This is a genomic window from Pseudomonas sp. EA_5y_Pfl2_R50, from assembly GCF_963970475.1.
Classification (GTDB): domain Bacteria; phylum Pseudomonadota; class Gammaproteobacteria; order Pseudomonadales; family Pseudomonadaceae; genus Aquipseudomonas.
Map to the genome: position 1 here is coordinate 287895 of NZ_CAXAPT010000008.1, position 20268 is coordinate 308162.

Here is a 20268-nt window from a genome sequence, read left to right on the forward strand (position 1 = left end):
GTGACCGTTACGGGTTCTCGCTCGTTCCGGCAGATGGGTAGAATCGTCTCTTTTTCCCTGCCGAAGGAAAACCAATGGCTCAGCCCTACAGTGCGCGCAGTCGTGCGATCGAACCGTTTCATGTGATGGCGCTGCTGGCGCGAGCCAATGAATTACAGGCTGAAGGCCACGATGTGATCCATCTGGAAATTGGCGAGCCGGACTTCACCACGGCCGAACCGATCATCCGCGCCGGGCAGGCGGCGCTGACGGCTGGCAAGACCCGTTACACCGCAGCGCGCGGCATTCCCGAGCTGCGCGAGGCGATTTCCGGGTTTTATCAATCGCGGTATGGCTTGAACATCGATCCGCGGCGGATTCTGATCACCCCGGGCGGCTCAGGTGCATTGTTGCTGGCCAGCGCGTTGCTGGTCGACCCCGGTAAACACTGGCTGCTGGCGGACCCCGGTTACCCGTGCAACCGTCACTTCCTGCGTTTGGTCGAAGGCGCTGCGCAACTCGTTCCTGTAGGGCCTGAAGTGCGTTATCAACTGACTCCGGATCTGGTTGCGCGGCATTGGGATCAGGACAGCGTCGGTGCGCTGGTTGCCTCGCCGGCCAACCCGACGGGGACGATTCTGACTCGCGATGAGCTGGCGGGGTTATCCACAGCGATCAAGGCGCGCCACGGCCATCTGGTGGTGGACGAGATCTACCATGGCCTGACCTACGGCACCGACGCTGCGAGTGTGCTGGAGGTCGACGACAGCGCTTTCGTCCTCAACAGTTTCTCCAAATATTTCGGCATGACCGGCTGGCGCCTGGGTTGGCTGGTGGCGCCGGATGCTGCAGTCGGTGAACTGGAAAAGCTCGCGCAGAACCTTTACATCAGCGCGCCTAGCATGGCGCAGCACGCCGCATTGGCCTGTTTCGAACCGGACACCATTGCGATTCTCGAAGAGCGCCGCGCTGAATTCGGCCGTCGGCGCGACTTCTTGCTGCCAGCCTTGCGCGAGTTGGGTTTCAACATCGCCGTGGAGCCCGAAGGGGCGTTTTATCTTTACGCAGATATCAGCAAGTTCGGCGGTGATGCCTTCGCGTTCTGCCGGCATTTTCTCGAAACCGAGCACGTTGCTTTCACCCCGGGTCTGGATTTCGGTCGCTATCAGGCCAGCCACCATGTGCGTTTTGCTTACACACAGAACCTCCCTCGCTTACAGGAAGCGGTGGAACGCATCGCTCGTGGTCTGAAGAGCTGGCAAGGCTGATGCGCTTTTATCCTCCTCTGGAAGAGGCGCGGCTGATTCGTCGTTACAAGCGATTTCTCGCCGATATCGAAACCGTTGGCGGCGAGTTGCTGACCATTCACTGCCCGAACACCGGTTCGATGCTCAATTGTCAGGTTGAGGGCGGGCAGGTCTGGTTCAGCCGTTCCAATGATCCGAAACGCAAATTACCCGGTACCTGGGAGATCGGCGAAACCCCGCAAGGCCGGCTGTTCTGCGTGAATACCGCGCGAGCCAACGGACTCGTGGAAGAGGCCTTGCAGGCCGGCGTCATCGGCGAGTTGAACGGCTTTACCGCGCTGAAGCGTGAGGTGGCCTACGGACAGGAAAAGAGCCGCATCGATTTTCGTCTCGAATACCCCAGCGGCCCCGCTTACATCGAAGTGAAGAGTGTCACCCTGGGCTTCGATGGCACGGCGGTCGCCGCGTTTCCCGATGCCGTGACCCAGCGCGGCGCCAAACACTTGCGTGAGCTGGCGCATCTGGCGCGGGACGGAATTCGCGCGGTGCAGTTGTATTGCGTCAATCTCACCGGGATTGAAGCGGTGCGTCCGGCCGAGGAGATCGATTCGGCCTACGCGCAAGCGCTGCGAGAGGCGGTGGCGTGTGGGGTCGAGGTGCTGGCGTATGGCGTTCGTCTTGATCATGAAGAGATGGTGATCGACCGGCGTCTTGACGTGTTACTCAACGGTTAAACGTCGATCCACAGGCCTTGCGCATCTTCGCGGCAAGGGATGGCGCTGAGTGCTTGTCCGGCGCAAGGCCCGGCGACGCATTCGCCGTCCTCGATCAGAAACAGTGCGCCGTGGGTGGCGCACTGGATCAGGCTGTTGCTCGGATCGAGAAACCGGTCGGGATGCCATTCCAGGCCCACGCCCCGGTGCGGGCAGCGATTCACATAGACATACGCCTGACCGTTGCGGCGAACGGCAAACAGCCTGGTCCCGTCGATATCAAAACCGCGACTGCCGGCCTCGACGAGATCGGCGCCCGCGCAGAGAAACTTCATGGCTATCCTCTAATGTCGGCTCGTGTCCGGATATGTCCGAGCTTGACGTTTAAATGCAAACAATTATCAAATGGCGGCCTTCATCCGCAGGGCGGCTGGCAGATGCCGAGGATACTTGGCTTGTCATCCTCATGCCCGGGAAAACCTTCTTCAAGGAAGCTGTGTATGCGCTTGAGCTCCCGCTTTGCTGTGCTGTGTGTCGGACTTTTGGTCAGCCACCAGGCTGCGGCGGCCGATTTGCCGCAACGCTGGGTCAGCGCTGGCGGTGCGTTGTCGGAGTGGGTGACGGCGTTGGGCGGTGAGTCGAAACTGGTCGGCGTCGACACCACGAGCCAGCATCCCGAGTCGTTGAAGGCGCTGCCGAGTATCGGTTACCAACGCAGCCTTTCCGCTGAAGGCATTCTCAGCCTGCGCCCGGACATCCTCATTGGCACCGAAGAAATGGGCCCGCCACCCGTGCTTGCACAAGTGAAAGCGGCCAAGGTTCAGGTCGAATTGTTCCCGGCTCAACCGGATGTTGCGACGCTGGAGAAAAACGTCACGCATCTGGGGCAATTGCTCGGCGCTGAAGCGCAGGCAACGCAATTGCTGCAAAGGTATCAACAGCAACTCGATGCACAGAAAGTGCGAGTCACCGAAGCTCAAGCCAAACAGAAAGCACCGGGCGTGCTGTTGTTGCTCGGCCACGCGGGCGGCAAGCCGTTGATCGCCGGCAAGGACACCGCCGCCGACTGGCTGCTGCAACAGGCCGGTGGGCACAATTTGGCAACGCATACCGGTTACAAGCCGTTTTCCGTGGAATCCCTCGCCAGCCTCGATCCTGAAGTACTGGTATTTGCCGACCGTGCACTGACCGGTGATGCGGCGAAAGCCGCGCTGTTCAAGGAAAACCCGATTCTCGATTCGAGCCGTGCAGCCAAGGCCGGGCGAGTCATGGAGCTGGACCCTACGCTGCTGGTCGGTGGGCTCGGACCGCGTCTGCCGGCCGCGTTGAAAACCCTGTCTGACGGTTTCTACCCGGCCAAGAGCGGCCAATGATCACTCTGGTAAAACCTCGTGGCTTGTTCATTGGCCTGGCGCTTCTGTGTTTGCTGGCGATCTGGCTGTCATTGGCGCTCGGGCCGGTGAGCTTGCCGCTGTTCGATACGTTGCGCGCAGCCTTGCGCCTGCTCGGCGTGCCGCTGGCGCCTGAAGGGCTGGAGCAGGCTGAACTGATTCTGGGGCAGATCCGCCTCCCGCGCACCTTGCTCGGGTTGGCGGTCGGCGGCGTGCTGGCCTTGTCCGGCGTGGCGATGCAAGGCTTGTTTCGCAACCCGCTGGCCGATCCGGGACTGGTTGGTGTTTCCAGTGGCGCCGCGTTAGGCGCGGCGATTGCGATTGTCGGCGGTTCGCTTGTGGGTGGTTTGCCGGAGTGGTTCGGGCCTTATCTTTTGTCGGTCTGCGCTTTCCTTGGTGGCCTCGGCGTGACGGCGCTGGTCTATCGACTCGGGCGACGTAACGGCCAGACCCATGTCGCGACCATGTTGCTGGCAGGTATTGCCCTGACCGCACTGGCCAGTTCGGCGGTCGGCCTGTTCACTTATCTGGCGGATGACGCGACGTTGCGCACGCTGACGTTCTGGAATCTTGGCAGTCTGAATGGCGCCAGTTACGCGCGGCTCTGGCCCTTGCTGATCATCAGTGCCGGCGTGGCGTTGTGGTTGCCGCGTCGGGCGAGGGCGCTGAATGCCTTGTTGCTTGGTGAGTCGGAAGCCGGACATCTGGGCATCGATGTCGAGCGGCTCAAACGTGAACTGGTGTTCTGTACGGCGCTGGGTGTGGGTGCAGCGGTGGCAGCCGCGGGCATGATCGGTTTCGTCGGTCTGGTGGTGCCGCATCTGGTGCGATTGCTGGCGGGGCCTGATCACCGTGTGTTGTTGCCGGCTTCGGTGCTGGCCGGTGCGAGCCTGCTGTTGCTCGCCGATCTGGTGGCGCGACTGGCGCTGGCGCCGGCAGAATTACCGATCGGTATTGTCACTGCGTTTATCGGCGCGCCGTTCTTCCTGTATCTGCTGTTGCGAGGACGTGCCTGATGTTGCGCACGCACAATTTGCACATCCTTCGCGGGCGCAAGACAGTGCTCAGTGAAGTCACCCTGCAACTGGAACCGGGCGAGGTGCTCGGCGTGTTGGGGCCCAATGGCGCCGGTAAAAGCACGTTGCTCGGTGCCTTGTGCGGTGAATTGGCCGCCAGTGAAGGCGAGGTCTCGCTCGACGGCGAAGCCTTGAGTCACTGGAACGGTACGCAACGCGCGCAGCGTTTGGCGGTGTTGCCACAAGTGTCGACCCTGGAATTCGCCTTTCGGGTCGAGGAAGTCGTCGGTATGGGGCGCTTGCCCTATCAAAGCGGTCGTGTGCGCGATGACGAGATTGTCGCTTGCGCACTCGCGGCGGCAGATGCCGGACATTTGAGCGGCCGCAGTTATCTGGCGTTGTCGGGTGGCGAGCGGCAGCGCGTGCATTTGGCGCGAGTGCTGGCGCAACTCTGGCCAGGACAGGTCGGGCAGACGTTGCTGCTGGATGAGCCGACTTCGATGCTTGATCCGCTGCACCAGCACACAACCCTGCAGGCCGTGCGCGAGTTCGCTGACCGTGGTGCCTCGGTGCTGGTGATCCTGCATGATCTGAATCTGGCGGCGCGCTATTGTGATCGTGTGTTGATGCTTGAGGGCGGGCGTCCGGTGGCGTTGGGTACACCTGAGCAAGTACTGCGTCCCGACGCGCTGAAAGCCGTGTTCGGACTGGAAGTATTGGTGCAGCCGCACCCGGAGCGTGGGCATCCGCTGATCATCGCCCGCTGATTTTTCATTGAGGTGATGGCATGCATCGGATGTGGCTGTTGGCAGTGTTGTGGCTTGCAGGGTGTCAGCATGTGCCTGCGCCGCCGATAGATGGCGAGATCCGCGACCTGCACAGTGGGCAGGTGCTGACGCCGCAGCAATTGCTGAATCGTCTGGACGCGTCCAGACGGGTGATCATCGGCGAGCAACATGACAATGCCGATCATCACGCCGCCCAGTTGTGGGTGTTGCAAGCACTGAGCGAGCGTCGGCCGCAGGGCAGTCTGTTGCTGGAAATGCTCACGCCGGATCAGCAGCCGAAGGTGGATGCGGTTCGCCGCTGCGCGTTGGCGTCTGCGGATTTGCCTGCCGCGCTGGCCTGGCAGGACGGCTGGGACTGGAATCTCTACGGTCCGATTGTGCAGTTTGCCCTCGCACAACCTTATCCGCTGTTGGCTGCCAATCTCGATAACCATGAAATCCGCGCGTTCTATCGCCAGCCACCGGTATTGAGTGGCGCGCGCAGCAATGCCCGGCCGGTGAAAGCGACGTTACTCGGGCAGATCGGCGATTCCCATTGTGGCTTGCTGCCAGAAACGCAGATGCCGGCGATGTTGGCGGTGCAACAGCAACGTGATCGGCGCATGGCCGAGCGGTTGCTGGCAGCGCCGGCGCCTGCAATGTTGCTGGCGGGCGCATGGCATGCGCGCAAGGATGTCGGCGTGCCGGTGCATGTGCTGGATATGGGCGCAGCGCAGACGCCAACAGTTTTGATGCTGGCAGAGCGGGGCGGCGAGGTTACGGCGGCGATGGCCGATTATGTCTGGTATACCCCGCCAACACCGAAGCAGGATTACTGTGAACAAATGCGTAAACAATTCGGCAAATGACGTTCTTTCAGGCAAAAAAAGACCCGGTAAAAAACCGGGTCAAATAACCGTGATTAGCCTGATGAGGAGATAATCTGAGAGTCCGAACCAAGGGCTTTTCAGAATATCGACTGATCTCGCGATCAGTTGTGATAATCATAGCGATTCTCATTACCGAGTCAACCGTTGTTTCTGCATTTATTTCGCTGATTGACGGAAATGGTCGAAAAGCCCCGAAAACAAAGGGCAGGACGTTAGCCTTTGGCGACTGTCAGTTGGGTGATCTGTTTGTTCAATAGGCCGATCCGTCTAGCCATGCTCTCGATCAGGCTATGAGCAATCTTCGGATTGGTGCGGGTCATGCTCAAAAACTGATCACTGGGAATCAACATGATTGTGCTCGCCTCCCGGGCAATCACCGTGGCATTGCGCGGCTCTCCAGTGAACAGCGCCATCGCACCGAAAATTTCGTCCTTGAACACCTCGCCGACCTTATACCCATCGACAAATGCTTGCGCATGCCCGTCGATAATCACAAACACATGATCGGCCGCGTCACCCTGGTGGATCAGGATTTCACCCGCGTCGACCCGTTTGAAGCCATTGGTGCTGCGAAACTCCCGTGGCTTCAGGTCAGCCACGGCGTGAGCGAGGATCGCCATCTGCCCGAGCATATATTCAAGAAACAGGTCCGCTCGCTCAGGGTCGGCATACAAATGCCGAAAAACCTCTTTGCGTCGATAAGGCTGCAACCGCAGCGGTCCGTCACTGCACAAGCGCCAGTCGGCCCAGGCGTCGCCTTGCTGGAGGCCGATCAAATCGCCTTCCTGCCAATAAAACAGCGGTCGGGCGCCGATGCAGCCGTTGATCACGCCGTCAGTCAACAGAAACAGTTGATCGACGGGCAAATGGGCGATCAGATCATCGGTCGCGTCCAGTTCCAAAGCTGCTGCGCAGGGCGCGAGGCTTTCCAGCCACAGCGCAGGCAGATTCTGCAGGCGGTTGATCAGTGCATCGGCATACGCCGATTGTTCCCCAAGCAGGTACATGGCGGTCAGGCCTGTTCAGTTCTTGTGACGTGAAGAAATGGCTTCGAGTTGCTTGTTCAAAGCGGCCTTGCGTTCGGCGGGAATCTCATTCCAGTGCACATTCATCAGTGCCCCCTCGATCGAGTACAACAACACCTTCGATGCACGAAAACCGCGGATACGCACGGCTCGGTAGGCGTCCACTGCGCCCAGGCGACGCAAGTCCGAAGCGCTGTGGATGCCCACTGCATGCAGCCATTGCGCCGACGTCTTGCCAAGATTCTTCAGGTGTTGCAATTCATCATGCATCAAGCCTCCTTGCGACGGCCGAATGGTGCGTTGGCGAGCTTCTCAGGAGTGTAGCCATCAGCAGGAAATGCGTGGTTGTTTGGTCGGATTCGACGCAAATGCTTCTAAGAAGGGTGCCAGAAAGACCTGCGAACGCAGAAAGGCGGGAGAGAACACTGCGCAAATGTGGGAGCGAGCCTGCTCGCGAAAGCGGTATGACTTTCACGATCAGGGTCACTGACACTCCGCCGTCGCGAGCAAGCTCGCTCCCACAGAAGGGGGGGGCGTTGTGTCAGAGAGGCAAAAAACTGTCAGCGAGTGCGGTAACGCAGGCGTGTGCCGAAATTCATCGACATCAAAATCTCATCGGCACTCAGCTCTGGCGGGAAATACGCCCCGGAAATTTGCGCATGGGCCAGGCTCGCACCTTCCAGAGATGAGTTGCGGAAATCGATGCCGCGCAAATCGGCAGAGCGGAAGTACGCGTCTCTGAAATCCACGCCATCGGCATTCAGCTCACGCAAGTCGAGACCGCGAAAATCGCCGCCGACCATGTCGATGGGGCCATCCTGTGGACGCTCTTTGTTGAAGCCTGTGATGTCATCTTTGTGCAGCAAGGCATATAGCGGGGTGTCGAGAAGTTTCGGCTGGCTCATGTCATATCACCGTTGGTTTTATGACGCCAGTATAGTGCCACTATTTGACGGCCGTGAAGCAAGCGAGGGCTTCACGGCCGAAATAGTTTCTTACAGGCCTGGCAGGCGTTGGCGGATTTGCGCGACCACGGTGTCCAGCGTGCCGGATTCATTGGTCTGCACGCGTTTGCTGCGCAGAATTTCTTCGGGTGTCAGGGCTTCGCGGTTGGCCTGTTGCGCTTCGATGACGGCCAGAGTGGCGTCGGAAGGGTCTTTCTGATCGGCCTGACGCATCGCCAGCCAGCTCTCGATCACCGCTTGCGGCGCGTTGCAGTCTAGGATCAGCAATGGCGTGCCAGTGGCTTCGGCGATTTTCGCCGCACTGTCGCGCTGTTCGCGCTTCAGATAAGTCGCATCGATCACTACCGGGAAACCGGCATGCAGGATCACCTCAGCGATCTCATGCAGGCGCGCATAGGTCGCGGTGCTGGCGTCGGCGCTGTAGATGCCCGCCTGCACGTCGTTGGCGACAGTCTGCTCGCCGAACAGGCGCTTGCGCTCGACATCCGAACGCAGGCGGATCGCGCCCAGAGCCTCGACCAGGCGCATGGCTACGTGGCTTTTGCCAACAGCGGAAACGCCGTGGGTGATGGCCATGAAACGCGAAGGAATGGTGCTGTAGCTCTCCGCCAGGTTGGCGTAGTTGCGGTACTGGCGCAGAGTAGTGGCGCGCTGCACCGGGGTCGCGTCCGCCGGCATGCTGAACAGCGCAACCTTGGCGCGTACCAGGGCGCGGTAGGCTTTATAGAAGTTCAGGACTTCCAGGCCTTGATAATCGCCGGTCAGTTCCAGGTACTGGCTGATGAAACGGCGCGCCAGGGATTTCAGGCCACGGTCTTCCAGGTCCATCGCGAGGAAACCGGTGTCGGCCCATACGTCAGTGAAGCGGAACGGTTCGTTGAATTCGATGCAGTCGAAGATCACCACTTTGCCGTCGATGACCGTGGCGTTGCCCAAGTGGATATCACCGTGGCATTCACGGGTGAAACCTTCGGCCTTGCGCTGGGCGAACAGTGGCTTGAGACGCTGGAAGCTGCTTTCGGCCCAGGCTTTCAGTGCTTCGAGTTGCAGCAGATCGTTTTTGTCGCTGAGGAACGGCAGGATCTGTTCGAAGTTTTGCGACACCGGCGCCATCACGCTGTCCGGGGTGCCAGCGTCGTGTTCGGCCGGAACTTTTGGCGCGTTGAGGTGGAAGTGTGCGATCTGCTCCGCCATCTCGTCGATATGCTGGGTGGTCAGCTCGCCATTGGCTTGCAGGGTGCTGAGCAAGCCGCTCTGCGGGAATTGACGCATTTTCAGCAGGTATTCGATGGCCGGGCCGTCGCCACCCAGTTGCGGTGCTTCGGCGCTGCCGGTGACTGGCAACACTTCCAGATACAAATCATCGGTCAGACGCTGGTTCAAACGTAGCTCTTCAGCGCAGAAATGTGCGCGCGATTCGAGGCCGGTGAAGTCGAGGAAGCCGAAATTCACCGGCTTCTTCACTTTATAGGCGAAGGGGCCGGTGAGGATCACCCACGATATGTGGGTTTCGATGACCTGAAACCCTTCGACAGGGTGCGGGTAGAGGGCCGGGTTTTGCAGGGCAGCGATCAGTGACTGGCTCACGGGCGATCCTTCAGAGACTGGGGGAAGTTCGAGGCGGCCATTATGGCCGCTCGCCAGCCTGACGCAAACCTCGGAGCGCTCCTGTTGAGGATGAATAAAGTGCGTATAATCCGCCGCCATGACTCGAACTCGATCCCCCCGTACCAAGAAAAAACCACCTTCCAAGGGCCTGCGCCCGTGGTTGAGCTGGGCCATTAAACTCAGTCTGGTCGGCCTTGTCGTGCTGGCCGGCTTCGCCGTTTACCTCGATGCCGTGGTGCAGGAAAAGTTCTCCGGCAAGCGCTGGACTATCCCGGCCAAGGTCTACGCGCGCCCGCTTGAGCTGTTCGTCGGACAAAAGCTCAGCAAGGAAGATTTCCTTACAGAACTCGATGCCCTTGGCTATCGCCGCGAAGCCGTAAGCAATGGCCCCGGTGCCGCAGCGGTGAACGGCAATACCGTCGATCTGAATACCCGTGGCTTCCAGTTCTATGAAGGCCTGGAAAAACCGCAGCCGGTGCGTGTACGTTTCTCCGGCGATTACGTGGCTGAGCTGTCGGCGACCAACGGTTCGAAACTGTCCGTGGTGCGCCTTGAACCGCTGATGATCGGCGGCATTTATCCGAAAAATCTTGAAGACCGCATTCTGATCAAGCTCGATCAGGTGCCGCCGTACCTGCTCGAAACCCTGGTCGCTGTCGAAGACCGCGATTACTACAGCCACTGGGGCGTTTCGCCGAAGTCGATTGCCCGGGCGATCTGGGTCAATACCTCTGGCGGCAAGATGACGCAGGGCGGCAGTACGCTGACCCAGCAGTTGGTGAAAAACTTCTACCTGACCAACGAACGTAGCCTGACCCGCAAACTCACCGAAGCAATGATGGCGATGTTGTTGGAGCTGCACTACGACAAGAAGGAAATCCTTGAGGCTTACCTCAACGAAGTCTTCGTCGGTCAGGACGGTCAGCGCGCGGTGCACGGCTTCGGTCTGGCCAGCCAGTTCTTCTTCGGTCAGCCGTTGTCCGAGCTGAAGCTGCATCAGGTGGCCTTGCTGGTCGGTATGGTCAAAGGCCCGTCCTACTACAACCCGCGTCGTAATCCGGAGCGCGCGCTGGAGCGGCGTAATCTGGTGCTCGATGTGCTTGCGCAGCAAGGCGTCGCTACGCCGGAGCAGGTTGAGGCTGCGAAGAAAATGCCACTGGGAGTGACCACTCGCGGCAAGCTCGCCGACAGCTCGTTCCCGGGTTTTATCGACCTGGTCAAACGTCAGTTGCGTGAAGACTATCGCGACGAAGACCTGACCGAAGAAGGCCTGCGGATCTTCACCAGTTTCGACCCGATCCTGCAGATGAAGGCCGAGGCGTCGGTCAACGACACCTTCAAACGTCTGGCCGGGCGTAAGGGCTCCGATGACGTGGAAGCGGCGATGGTCGTGACCAACCCGGAAACTGGCGAAGTCCAGGCGATGATCGGCAGCCGTCAGGCCAGTTACGCCGGGTTCAACCGTGCACTGGACGCGGTACGGCCAATTGGTTCGTTGATCAAGCCTGCGGTTTATCTGACGGCGCTGGAAAAACCGAGCCAGTACACGCTGACCAGTTGGCTGTCGGATGACCCGTTGTCGGTCAAAGGCGCCAACGGTCAGGTGTGGAAGCCGCAGAACTATGACCGCCGTTCCCACGGCACCGTATTTCTTTATCAGGGCCTGGCGCACTCCTACAACCTGTCGACTTCGCGTCTGGGTCTGGAAGTGGGCGTACCGAATGTGCTCAAGACCTTGGGTCGTCTGGGCGTGACGCGTGAGTTCCCGGCATTCCCGTCTATGTTGCTTGGCGCGGGCGGCATGACGCCGATTGAAGTGGCCACCATGTACCAGACGCTGGCCAACGGTGGTTTCAACACGCCGATGCGCGGGATTCGCAGCGTGCTGACCGCCGAGGGCGAACCGCTCAAGCGTTATCCATTCCAGATCGAGCAGCGTTTCGATCCGGCTTCCATCTACCTGATCCAGAACGCCATGCAGCGTGTCATGCATGAAGGTACCGGCAGATCGGTTTATAACGTGTTGCCCAAGACCCTGACGCTGGCGGGTAAAACCGGTACGAGTAATGACTCGCGTGATAGCTGGTTCGCCGGTTTCAGCCAGGACTTGCTGGCGGTGGTCTGGCTGGGACGCGATGACAATGGCAAGACGCCGTTCACCGGTGCCACCGGTGCGCTGCAGGTCTGGACCAGTTTCATGCGCAAGGCCGATCCGCTGCCGCTGGACATGCCGCAGCCGGACAACGTTGTGCAGGCGTGGGTTGATTCGCGTACCGGGCAGGGCTCCGATGCCAACTGCCCTGGGGCGGTACAGATGCCGTATATTCGCGGCAGCGAACCGCCACCCGGCGCCGCCTGTGCAAGCGAAACGCCTGCGTCTGGTGAGTCGGTGATGGATTGGGTCAAAGGCTGGATGAATTAAGCAAAGAGGGTTTCAAGTGAACAAGTGGTTGATTCCAGCGGTGACCGCCGTGGCTTTGCTCAGCGGCTGCTCTACCGTACAACGTGGTTCCATTCCGGTGGTTGATTCGGGCACGGCCGTGTCCAATGGCGAGCGCATTTCGGCCAATGGCGGCTTCCGTCAAACGACCGTGAAACGCCCGGTTCAGGCTCAGACCCAAGCCATTCCGCAAGGCGACAGCGGCGTGGTGGTGATGGTCCCGGGGGGCGCTGCCGCCGTATCGACGCCGATCAGTACCACGCCGATTCAGGTGGGGCCTGCGTCGGGTGATATCACGCCAGGGCCTTATACCCCTTCGCCGGTGGAGTCGGCGCCGATCACCTCCGGCACCTACAGCATGCCTTCGACGCCGAGCGGCATTCCCTCGGCCAGCAGCAGCGGCGGCGGTCTGTCGGCTGACGAACAACTGGACGGTCCGGTGCTTGCGTTGTTGACCACTGCCCAGCAGCAACAGGCCGGTGGCGACCTCAATGGTGCGTCGTCCAGCCTTGAACGCGCCCAGCGTGTTGCCCCGCGTGAGCCGCAAGTGCTCTATCGTCTGGCGCAAGTTCGCATGGCCCAGGGTGATGCACCACAAGCCGAGCAGTTCGCCCGTCGTGCATTGACGATGGCCAACGGACGTCCTGACTTGCAGGCCAGTCTGTGGGAAATCATCGCGCAGTCCCGTGAGAAACAAGGCGATTCCGCCGGTGCCGCTCAAGCCCGTCAGAAGGCCAGGGTTTCGCTGTGATGGACGCTCGTTTCCCGAAGATCGCCGATCAGCTGTTGCTGATCGAGCGTGAACTGCGTACCCAGGGTTGGTGGGATGAGGCTCCGCCCTCAGCCGAAGCCTTGAGCAGTGTCGAACCGTTTTCGGTCGATACGCTGGACTTCGAACAGTGGCTGCAGTGGATCTTCCTGCCGCGCATGAAGATGCTCCTCGAGCAGGACCTGCCCCTGCCGAAGGTCTCGGGCATTCAGGAGATGGCTGAAATGGTCTTCGCCCAGCGCAATCTGCAGGGCAAGGATCGTCAGCTTCAGGTGCTGCTCAAAGAGTTTGACAGGCTGATAAACGCCTAGCGCTGACCCCTGATCCAGGCGCTGTCGCAGGCTGCGATCTTTTGATTTTGTTTTTAACGCAAGATCGCAGTCTGCAGCAGCTCCGGTTGTCTACTCACAATTCTGCGCGATTTGCTTTTGCGTTTCAGCAATGCGTTCCTGACGCTGCGCATCGTCCAGTCGGCGTAACTGCCCCTCTACTTCTTCCCTCAAGCGCGGGTTGTTCTGCAACTGCGCAAGGTTCGTCCGTGCCTGTTCGCAAAACTGCTTGAGCTGCGCTTGCTGGTCTGCGACTTGTTTCTTCACCTTGTCATCAATTGCCTTCTGATCACCCAAGGCGTCGCTGCGCGGCATTGCCGGCGTTTTCGGCGGGGCTGAAGAGGGCGTTTGTATGCGGGTGGACGGTTGCCCTTGTGGCGGCTGCGCATCGAAGTGAGTGACACCTTGAGCGTCGACCCATTTGTAGATTTGAGCGGCCGTGCAGCACGGGCTGAGGCCGATCAGCAGAGTCAGGAGGAGCGTTCGCATGCTGATTCCTTGGCAAAATTGCGCAATTGACGCTAACAGAGTAGCGGTTTTCAGGTTTTTTCTTGCGTTCTCATGTGCTTAGCCACAATTAATCACAGAGACGGCTTGACTTGGAGAGGGCGAAACAGAAGAATCCAAAGTCCGCTGTAGAGGGACTGCCAGAAGCAGACCCACTCGGTAGATCATGAGGCGCACATCCGCGCCGACCTGTTACACCCGCAACGCGTTACCTCGCGCTGGGTGGGAAAGGCCCGCAACACTTGGGACGATCCCAATACTTGCTCAGTCAGTGCTGACGTAGTCGGCGACCACCGTCGCTCATGCTCTGCCGAGAAGTAAACCTATTAAGACCCGCCCCTTTTTGTGGACGGTATTCTGGCGTTTTAGAGGTGAACAACGTGGAGCTTTTATCTGGCGGTGAGATGCTCGTCCGCTTTTTGCGTGACGAAGGCGTCAAATATATCTACGGGTACCCGGGTGGTGCTCTCCTGCATGTTTACGATGCCCTGTTCAAAGAACCGGAAGTGACTCACATCCTGGTTCGTCACGAACAAGCGGCAACCCATATGGCTGACGGCTACGCCCGTGCCACCGGTAAAGCCGGCGTGGTATTGGTGACTTCCGGTCCAGGCGCCACAAACGCCATCACCGGTATCGCCACGGCCTATATGGATTCGATTCCGATGGTGATCATTTCCGGTCAGGTGCCAAGCACCATGGTCGGCACCGACGCGTTCCAGGAAACCGACATGATCGGTATCTCCCGGCCGATCGTGAAGCACAGCTTCATGATCAAGCACGCTTCGGAAATCCCGGAAGTCATGAAGAAGGCCTTCTACCTGGCGCAATCCGGTCGTCCGGGCCCGGTCGTGGTCGATATCCCGAAAGACATGACCAACCCGGCCGAGAAGTTCGAATACATCTTCCCGAAGAAAGCCAAGCTGCGTTCCTACAGCCCGGCCGTTCGCGGTCACTCGGGGCAAATCCGCAAGGCGGCAGAAATGCTCCTGGCGGCCAAGCGTCCAGTGCTGTACTCCGGCGGCGGCGTCATTCTCGGCAACGGTTCCGCACCGCTGACCGAACTGGCGAAAATGCTCAACCTGCCAGTGACCAATACCCTGATGGGCCTGGGCGGTTTCCCTGGCACCGACCGTCAGTTCATCGGCATGCTCGGTATGCACGGCAGCTACACCGCCAACCTGGCGATGCACCACGCTGACGTGATCCTCGCTGTCGGTGCGCGTTTCGATGATCGCGTGATCAACGGCGCGGCGAAGTTCTGCCCGAACGCCAAGATCATCCACATCGACATCGATCCGGCCTCGATCTCCAAGACCATCAAGGCCGACGTGCCAATCGTGGGTCCGGTTGAGAGCGTCCTGACCGAAATGGTCGCGATCCTCAAGGAAATCGGCGAGACCCCGAACAAGGAGTCCGTGGCCAGTTGGTGGAAGCAGGTTGATGAGTGGCGCGGTGATCGCGGCCTGTTCCCTTACGACAAGGGCGACGGCAGCAAGATCAAGCCACAGACCGTGATCGAAACCCTCTGCGATGTGACCAAGGGCGATGCCTTTATCACCTCCGATGTGGGCCAGCACCAGATGTTCGCGGCGCAGTACTACACGTTCAACAAGCCTAACCGCTGGATCAACTCCGGCGGCCTGGGCACCATGGGCTTCGGTTTTCCGGCGGCCATGGGCATCAAGTTGAGCTTCCCGGATGATGACGTTGCCTGCGTGACCGGCGAAGGCAGCATCCAGATGAACATCCAGGAACTGTCGACCTGCCTGCAATATGGCTTGCCAGTGAAAATCGTCATCCTGAACAACGGTGTTCTGGGGATGGTTCGTCAGTGGCAGGACATGAGCTACGGCAGCCGTCACTCGCATTCCTATATGGAATCGCTGCCTGACTTCGTCAAGTTGGCTGAAGCCTACGGCCACGTCGGCGTGCGCATCACCGAATCGAAAGATTTGAAGTCGAAGATGGCAGAAGCGTTCGCCATGAAGGATCGCCTGGTCGTGATCGATATTTCGGTCGACACCAGCGAGCACGTCTATCCGATGCAGATCAAAGACGGCTCGATGCGCGATATGTGGCTGAGCAAGACGGAGCGTACTTAATCATGCGGCACATTATTTCCTTGCTTCTGGAAAACGAACCCGGCGCTTTGTCTCGCGTAGTCGGCCTGTTCTCGCAGCGCAACTACAACATCGAAAGCCTGACCGTGGCTCCGACCGAAGACCCGACCTTGTCGCGTCTGACGCTGACCACCGTTGGCCACGATGAAGTCATCGAGCAGATCACCAAAAACCTGAACAAGCTGATCGAAGTGGTCAAACTGGTGGACCTGTCGGAAAGTGCTCACATCGAGCGCGAACTGATGCTGGTCAAGGTCAAGGCCACTGGCGCCCAGCGCGCCGAGATCAAACGCACCACCGATATTTACCGTGGACAGATCGTCGATGTCAGTGCCAGCGTGTATACCGTTCAATTGACCGGTACCAGCGACAAGCTCGACAGCTTCATTCAGTCCATCGGCACCGCATCGATTCTGGAGACCGTCCGTAGCGGCGTGACCGGCATTGCCCGCGGCGACAAAGTACTCAGCATCTAAACCAAATTAGCGAATGGCCTGAAACGGCCTGGATATATAGGGGAAATTCATGAAAGTTTTCTACGATAAAGACTGCGACCTGTCGATCATCCAGGGCAAGAAAGTTGCCATCATCGGTTACGGTTCCCAAGGCCACGCCCAAGCGTGCAACCTGAAAGACTCCGGTGTCGACGTTACCGTTGGTCTGCGTAAAGGTTCGGCTACCGTTGCCAAAGCTGAAGCTCACGGCCTGAAAGTGACCGACGTTGCTTCCGCTGTTGCTGCTGCCGACCTGGTCATGATCCTGACCCCGGACGAGTTCCAGTCCTCCCTGTACAAGAACGAAATCGAGCCGAACATCAAGAAAGGCGCCACCCTGGCCTTCTCCCACGGCTTCGCGATCCACTACAACCAGGTTGTACCGCGTGCCGACCTCGACGTGATCATGATCGCGCCGAAAGCCCCGGGCCACACTGTACGTTCCGAGTTCGTGAAGGGCGGCGGTATCCCTGACCTGATCGCGATCTACCAGGACGCCTCGGGCAACGCCAAAAACGTTGCACTGTCCTACGCGGCTGGTGTGGGTGGCGGTCGTACCGGCATCATCGAAACCACCTTCAAGGACGAGACCGAAACCGACCTGTTCGGCGAACAAGCCGTTCTGTGCGGCGGTACCGTTGAACTGGTGAAGGCTGGTTTCGAAACCCTGGTTGAAGCTGGCTACGCGCCGGAAATGGCCTACTTCGAGTGCCTGCACGAACTGAAACTGATCGTTGACCTCATGTACGAAGGCGGTATCGCCAACATGAACTACTCGATCTCCAACAATGCTGAGTACGGCGAGTACGTGACTGGTCCGGAAGTGATCAACGCAGAATCCCGTCAGGCCATGCGCAACGCGCTGAAACGTATTCAGGATGGCGAATACGCCAAAATGTTCATCAGCGAAGGCGCAACCGGCTACCCTTCGATGACCGCCAAGCGTCGTAACAACGCCGCTCACGGCATCGAAGTCATCGGTGAGCAACTGCGCTCCATGATGCCGTGGATCGGTGCCAACAAGATTGTCGACAAAGCCAAAAACTAAGTCGTCCTTTCTTGTACGAAAAACGCGGCCTCGGCCGCGTTTTTTCGTTTGGGGCGGTGGTTCTGGTATAAAGCTGCAGCGTTTGTGGCCGAATTGTCGTCCTCAAGCATCTGTCGAATTTTCTTCAAACCGTTGCAAGGTAATGTCCATGAGCGAACGTCCCGAAGAGCCGAACAAGGCTTCTGACGCCGAAAGCCTGCTGCCCATCGATGAGCACATCGAAGAAGGGCACGACGCTGAAGGTCGTAAAGTCCGGCATCGTGGTATCTATCTGCTGCCGAATCTGTTCACCACTGCGAATCTGTTCGCAGGGTTTTACTCCATCATCAACTCGATGAGTGCCCAGGCGGCACTGAGTGCGGGTGACTCCGTCAACGCGAGCAAGTATTTCGCGTTCGCCGCCATCGCGATTTTCGTCGCCATGGTGCTCGACGGCCTCGATGGTCGTGTCGCCCGCATGACCAATACGCAAAGTGCGTTTGGTGCCGAGTATGATTCACTGTCAGACATGGTCGCATTTGGTGTCGCACCGGCGTTGCTAGCCTTCGGCTGGGCATTGGGCGACATGGGCAAGGTTGGCTGGATGGTCGCCTTCATCTACGTAGCAGGTGCGGCGTTGCGTCTGGCGCGTTTCAATACTCAGGTGGGTACGGCGGACAAGCGTTACTTCATCGGTCTGGCCAGCCCGGCAGCTGCCGGTGTGGTGGCGGGTATCGTTTGGGCATTCAGCGATTACGGCATTCAGGGTTCGAAGATGTCGTTCCTGGTTGCGCTGATGGTAGCGGCGGCCGGCATGCTGATGGTCAGTAACATCAAGTACAACAGCTTTAAAGAGCTGGACTTGAAAGGACGCGTACCGTTTGTGGCGATTCTTGCCGTGGTGCTGGTGTTCGCTGTCGTGTTCAGCGATCCGCCGCGCATTCTGCTGCTGGTGTTCCTGGCCTACGCGGCTTCCGGCCCGGTGCAATACCTGTTGCATCTTCGTCGGCACAAAAGCGCCGAGTGATGTAATTTCCCGCATACTCCGCAGTCTATGGGTGCATCTGTCCTCCAAAGCTGCGGAGTTGCCATGCTGATCAAAGTCCCCAAAGCGTCTGACTGTCACGAGTCGGATGTCACGCCTGAATCCATTTATCTCTCTCGCCGCCAATTGTTGGGGGCCACTGCTGCCGGTATTGCCGTCAGTAGCCTGCCACGCTGGGCCGGTGCTGACGATGCGGCGCGGTATGCCGACGTCGAGCCGGGCAAGCCTCCCGTATGGTTCGCTGACAAACTTCCTTCTACTAGATGGGGCGCCGTCAATGTCAAGGATGAGGCGATCACGCCTTATAAAGACGCCACTCACTACAACAACTTCTATGAGTTCGGTACTGACAAGGGGGATCCGGCGGCGAATGCAGGTTCGCTGAAAACCGAGCCGTGGAGTGTGGTGGTCGACGGGGAGGTGGGTAAGCCTGGACGTTATGCGCTGGAAGACTTTATGAAGCCTTACCAGTTGGAGGAGCGCATCTATCGATTGCGCTGTGTTGAGGCTTGGTCGATGGTCATTCCGTGGATCGGCTTTCCCCTTTCGGCGCTGCTCAAGCAGGTGGAGCCGACGTCCAATGCCAAATATATCCGTTTCGAAACCTTGCAGGACCCCAAGAGCATGCCCGGCCAGCGTTCCGGGTTTGCCCTGATCGATTGGCCTTATGTAGAAGGCTTGCGACTGGATGAGGCGATGAATCCACTGGCGATTCTGGCTGTGGGCATGTATGGCCGCGAGCTGCCGAATCAGAACGGCGCGCCTCTGCGCTTGGTGGTGCCATGGAAGTACGGCTTCAAGAGCGTTAAGTCCATCGTGCGTATCAGTCTGGTCAGCGAGCAGCCGAAGACAACCTGGCAAAGCATTGCCGCGGATGAGTACGGCTTCTACGCAAACGTGAACCCGACGGTTGATCACCCCCGCTGGACCCAAGCGCGGGAGCGGCGATTGCCAAACAGTCTGTTCAAGCCAAATGTGCGGGATACACAGATGTTCAACGGCTACTCGGATGAAGTCGCTTCTTTATATACAGGGCTCGATCTGCGGAAGAACTACTGATGCGATATCCGTTCTGGCGAGTGGGCGTTTTTATTGCGGCAGCGATATGGCCTCTGCTGTGGTTTTATCAGGCGCTTGAGGATTTGCTTGGGCCGGACCCCGGCAAAGTATTGGTTGATCGGCTAGGGCTCGGGACATTGGTGCTTCTGTTGATCACCCTGAGCATGACGCCTTTGCAGAAATTGACCGGGTGGGCGGGGTGGATTGCTGTTCGTCGCCAGTTGGGGCTTTGGTGTTTTGCCTATGTGGTGCTGCATTTAAGCAGTTACATGGCATTTATCCTGGGTTTCGACTGGTCGCAGTTGGGGGTTGAGTTACGCAAGCGGCCTTACATTATCGTAGGCGCATTGGGTTTTCTCGGTTTGCTGGCGTTAGCGGTGACATCCAATCGCTACAGTCAGCGCCGTTTGGGGGGGCGCTGGAAAAAGCTGCATAGGTTGGTCTACGTGATTCTTGGCTTGGGATTGCTGCACATGCTGTGGATCGTTCGGGCTGATCTCAAGGAGTGGGCGGCCTATGCCTTTATAGGTGTGGTGCTTCTGGTGCTGCGGGTACCTTCCGTGATGCGGCGAATCCCGCGTCTGTTGAGAAAAAAGCCAGTTCTTCAGGAAAAACGAAATTAACGGTTGACGGCGAATTTCAGATGTCTATAATTCGCCCCACTTCCGGCGCAGTCGAAACGGAAAACTCCTTGAGATTCAATGAGTTATGTAGGTTTCGGCGGCAGGTTGCTTCAGTTCATCGAAGCCAGAAAGGAAGTTGAAAAAGAGGTGTTGACAGCAGCGTGTAACGCTGTAGAATTCGCCTCCCGCTGACGAGAGATCGGAAGCGCAAGTGGTTGAAGTTATTGAAGAATTCTTCGAAAGCTTCTGAA

21 protein-coding genes are annotated in these 20268 nt (G+C 58.8%); 15 read left to right on the plus strand and 6 right to left on the minus strand.

Annotated elements, in window-relative coordinates:
- Positions 1–74: 74 nt before the first annotated feature.
- Entirely contained in the window at positions 75–1247 is a 1173-nt protein-coding gene (locus tag AACY19_RS16330) for a pyridoxal phosphate-dependent aminotransferase (protein WP_339451860.1), read from the plus strand.
- Positions 1247–1960: a DNA/RNA nuclease SfsA gene (sfsA, locus tag AACY19_RS16335; RefSeq protein ID WP_339451862.1), complete on the plus strand. Its 714-nt coding sequence runs from the start codon at positions 1247–1249 to the stop codon at positions 1958–1960. The genes AACY19_RS16330 and sfsA overlap by 1 nt, the downstream gene beginning before the upstream one ends.
- Here sfsA and AACY19_RS16340 read toward each other — a convergent pair.
- A complete protein-coding gene (locus AACY19_RS16340) occupies positions 1957–2274 on the minus strand; it encodes a Rieske (2Fe-2S) protein (RefSeq protein ID WP_339451864.1) in 318 nt (105 codons plus the stop codon). The two genes, sfsA and AACY19_RS16340, sit on opposite strands and share 4 nt — an antisense overlap.
- A gap of 165 nt (positions 2275–2439) precedes the next feature.
- Between AACY19_RS16340 and AACY19_RS16345 the strand changes: the two genes are divergently transcribed.
- From AACY19_RS16345 to AACY19_RS16360, 4 genes are read left to right on the plus strand one after another with little or no spacing between them, the layout of a single operon-like run.
- Positions 2440–3312: a heme/hemin ABC transporter substrate-binding protein gene (locus tag AACY19_RS16345; protein ID WP_339451866.1), complete on the plus strand. Its 873-nt coding sequence runs from the start codon at positions 2440–2442 to the stop codon at positions 3310–3312.
- Positions 3313–3362: 50 nt separating this feature from the next.
- Positions 3363–4346 carry a FecCD family ABC transporter permease gene (locus AACY19_RS16350; protein WP_339451905.1) on the plus strand — a complete coding sequence of 328 codons (984 nt, stop codon included), beginning with the start codon at positions 3363–3365 and terminating at the stop codon, positions 4344–4346.
- Entirely contained in the window at positions 4346–5113 is a 768-nt protein-coding gene (locus AACY19_RS16355) for a heme ABC transporter ATP-binding protein (protein ID WP_339451868.1), read from the plus strand. Before AACY19_RS16350 ends, AACY19_RS16355 begins: the two co-directional genes overlap by 1 nt.
- Before the next feature lie 20 nt (positions 5114–5133).
- Positions 5134–5982, plus strand: coding sequence for a ChaN family lipoprotein (locus tag AACY19_RS16360; protein ID WP_339451870.1), 849 nt, complete (start codon positions 5134–5136; stop codon positions 5980–5982).
- 233 nt (positions 5983–6215) lie between these two features.
- On the opposite strand, the gene AACY19_RS16365 is transcribed toward AACY19_RS16360, so the two are convergent.
- The 4 genes from AACY19_RS16365 to AACY19_RS16380 all read right to left on the minus strand — a co-directional run bounded on the left by AACY19_RS16365 (position 6216) and on the right by AACY19_RS16380 (position 9580).
- Complete coding sequence (locus AACY19_RS16365; RefSeq protein WP_339451872.1) at positions 6216–7010, minus strand: Crp/Fnr family transcriptional regulator; 795 nt, start codon at positions 7008–7010, stop codon at positions 6216–6218.
- Positions 7011–7025: 15 nt separating this feature from the next.
- Positions 7026–7298: a TfoX/Sxy family protein gene (locus tag AACY19_RS16370; protein ID WP_339451873.1), complete on the minus strand. Its 273-nt coding sequence runs from the start codon at positions 7296–7298 to the stop codon at positions 7026–7028.
- Positions 7299–7588: 290 nt separating this feature from the next.
- Entirely contained in the window at positions 7589–7933 is a 345-nt protein-coding gene (locus AACY19_RS16375; RefSeq protein WP_095140084.1) for a pentapeptide repeat-containing protein, read from the minus strand.
- Positions 7934–8023: 90 nt separating this feature from the next.
- Positions 8024–9580 carry a bifunctional aminoglycoside phosphotransferase/ATP-binding protein gene (locus AACY19_RS16380; protein WP_339451876.1) on the minus strand — a complete coding sequence of 519 codons (1557 nt, stop codon included), beginning with the start codon at positions 9578–9580 and terminating at the stop codon, positions 8024–8026.
- Between the two features lie 118 nt (positions 9581–9698).
- Here AACY19_RS16380 and mrcB point away from each other — a divergent pair, with 118 nt between their 5' ends.
- The 3 genes from mrcB to AACY19_RS16395 are packed head-to-tail and all read left to right on the plus strand — an operon-like array spanning position 9699 to position 13121.
- Complete coding sequence (mrcB, locus tag AACY19_RS16385) at positions 9699–12023, plus strand: penicillin-binding protein 1B (protein ID WP_339451878.1); 2325 nt, start codon at positions 9699–9701, stop codon at positions 12021–12023.
- A gap of 16 nt (positions 12024–12039) precedes the next feature.
- Complete coding sequence (locus AACY19_RS16390; RefSeq protein WP_339451880.1) at positions 12040–12792, plus strand: tetratricopeptide repeat protein; 753 nt, start codon at positions 12040–12042, stop codon at positions 12790–12792.
- Entirely contained in the window at positions 12792–13121 is a 330-nt protein-coding gene (locus tag AACY19_RS16395; protein WP_339451882.1) for a YqcC family protein, read from the plus strand. The genes AACY19_RS16390 and AACY19_RS16395 overlap by 1 nt, the downstream gene beginning before the upstream one ends.
- A gap of 90 nt (positions 13122–13211) precedes the next feature.
- Here the strand turns inward: AACY19_RS16395 and AACY19_RS16400 are convergent, their stop codons facing one another.
- Positions 13212–13628 carry a DUF4124 domain-containing protein gene (locus tag AACY19_RS16400; protein WP_339451884.1) on the minus strand — a complete coding sequence of 139 codons (417 nt, stop codon included), beginning with the start codon at positions 13626–13628 and terminating at the stop codon, positions 13212–13214.
- Between the two features lie 398 nt (positions 13629–14026).
- Between AACY19_RS16400 and AACY19_RS16405 the strand changes: the two genes are divergently transcribed.
- The 6 genes from AACY19_RS16405 to msrQ all read left to right on the plus strand — a co-directional run bounded on the left by AACY19_RS16405 (position 14027) and on the right by msrQ (position 20017).
- Positions 14027–15751, plus strand: a complete 1725-nt coding sequence (locus tag AACY19_RS16405) for an acetolactate synthase 3 large subunit (protein WP_339451886.1) — start codon at positions 14027–14029, stop codon at positions 15749–15751.
- 2 nt (positions 15752–15753) lie between these two features.
- Positions 15754–16245 (plus strand): acetolactate synthase small subunit, encoded by a 492-nt coding sequence (ilvN, locus tag AACY19_RS16410; RefSeq protein ID WP_003176102.1) that lies wholly within the window; start codon positions 15754–15756, stop codon positions 16243–16245.
- Between the two features lie 49 nt (positions 16246–16294).
- Positions 16295–17311 (plus strand): ketol-acid reductoisomerase, encoded by a 1017-nt coding sequence (ilvC, locus tag AACY19_RS16415; protein WP_007909969.1) that lies wholly within the window; start codon positions 16295–16297, stop codon positions 17309–17311.
- Between the two features lie 148 nt (positions 17312–17459).
- A complete protein-coding gene (gene pssA / locus AACY19_RS16420) occupies positions 17460–18317 on the plus strand; it encodes a CDP-diacylglycerol--serine O-phosphatidyltransferase (RefSeq protein ID WP_339451888.1) in 858 nt (285 codons plus the stop codon).
- Positions 18318–18380: 63 nt separating this feature from the next.
- On the plus strand, positions 18381–19394 hold the full coding sequence (msrP, locus tag AACY19_RS16425) for a protein-methionine-sulfoxide reductase catalytic subunit MsrP (RefSeq protein ID WP_339451890.1): 1014 nt from the start codon (positions 18381–18383) through the stop codon (positions 19392–19394).
- Entirely contained in the window at positions 19394–20017 is a 624-nt protein-coding gene (msrQ, locus tag AACY19_RS16430) for a protein-methionine-sulfoxide reductase heme-binding subunit MsrQ (RefSeq protein WP_339451892.1), read from the plus strand. The genes msrP and msrQ overlap by 1 nt, the downstream gene beginning before the upstream one ends.
- Positions 20018–20268 lie beyond the last annotated feature (251 nt).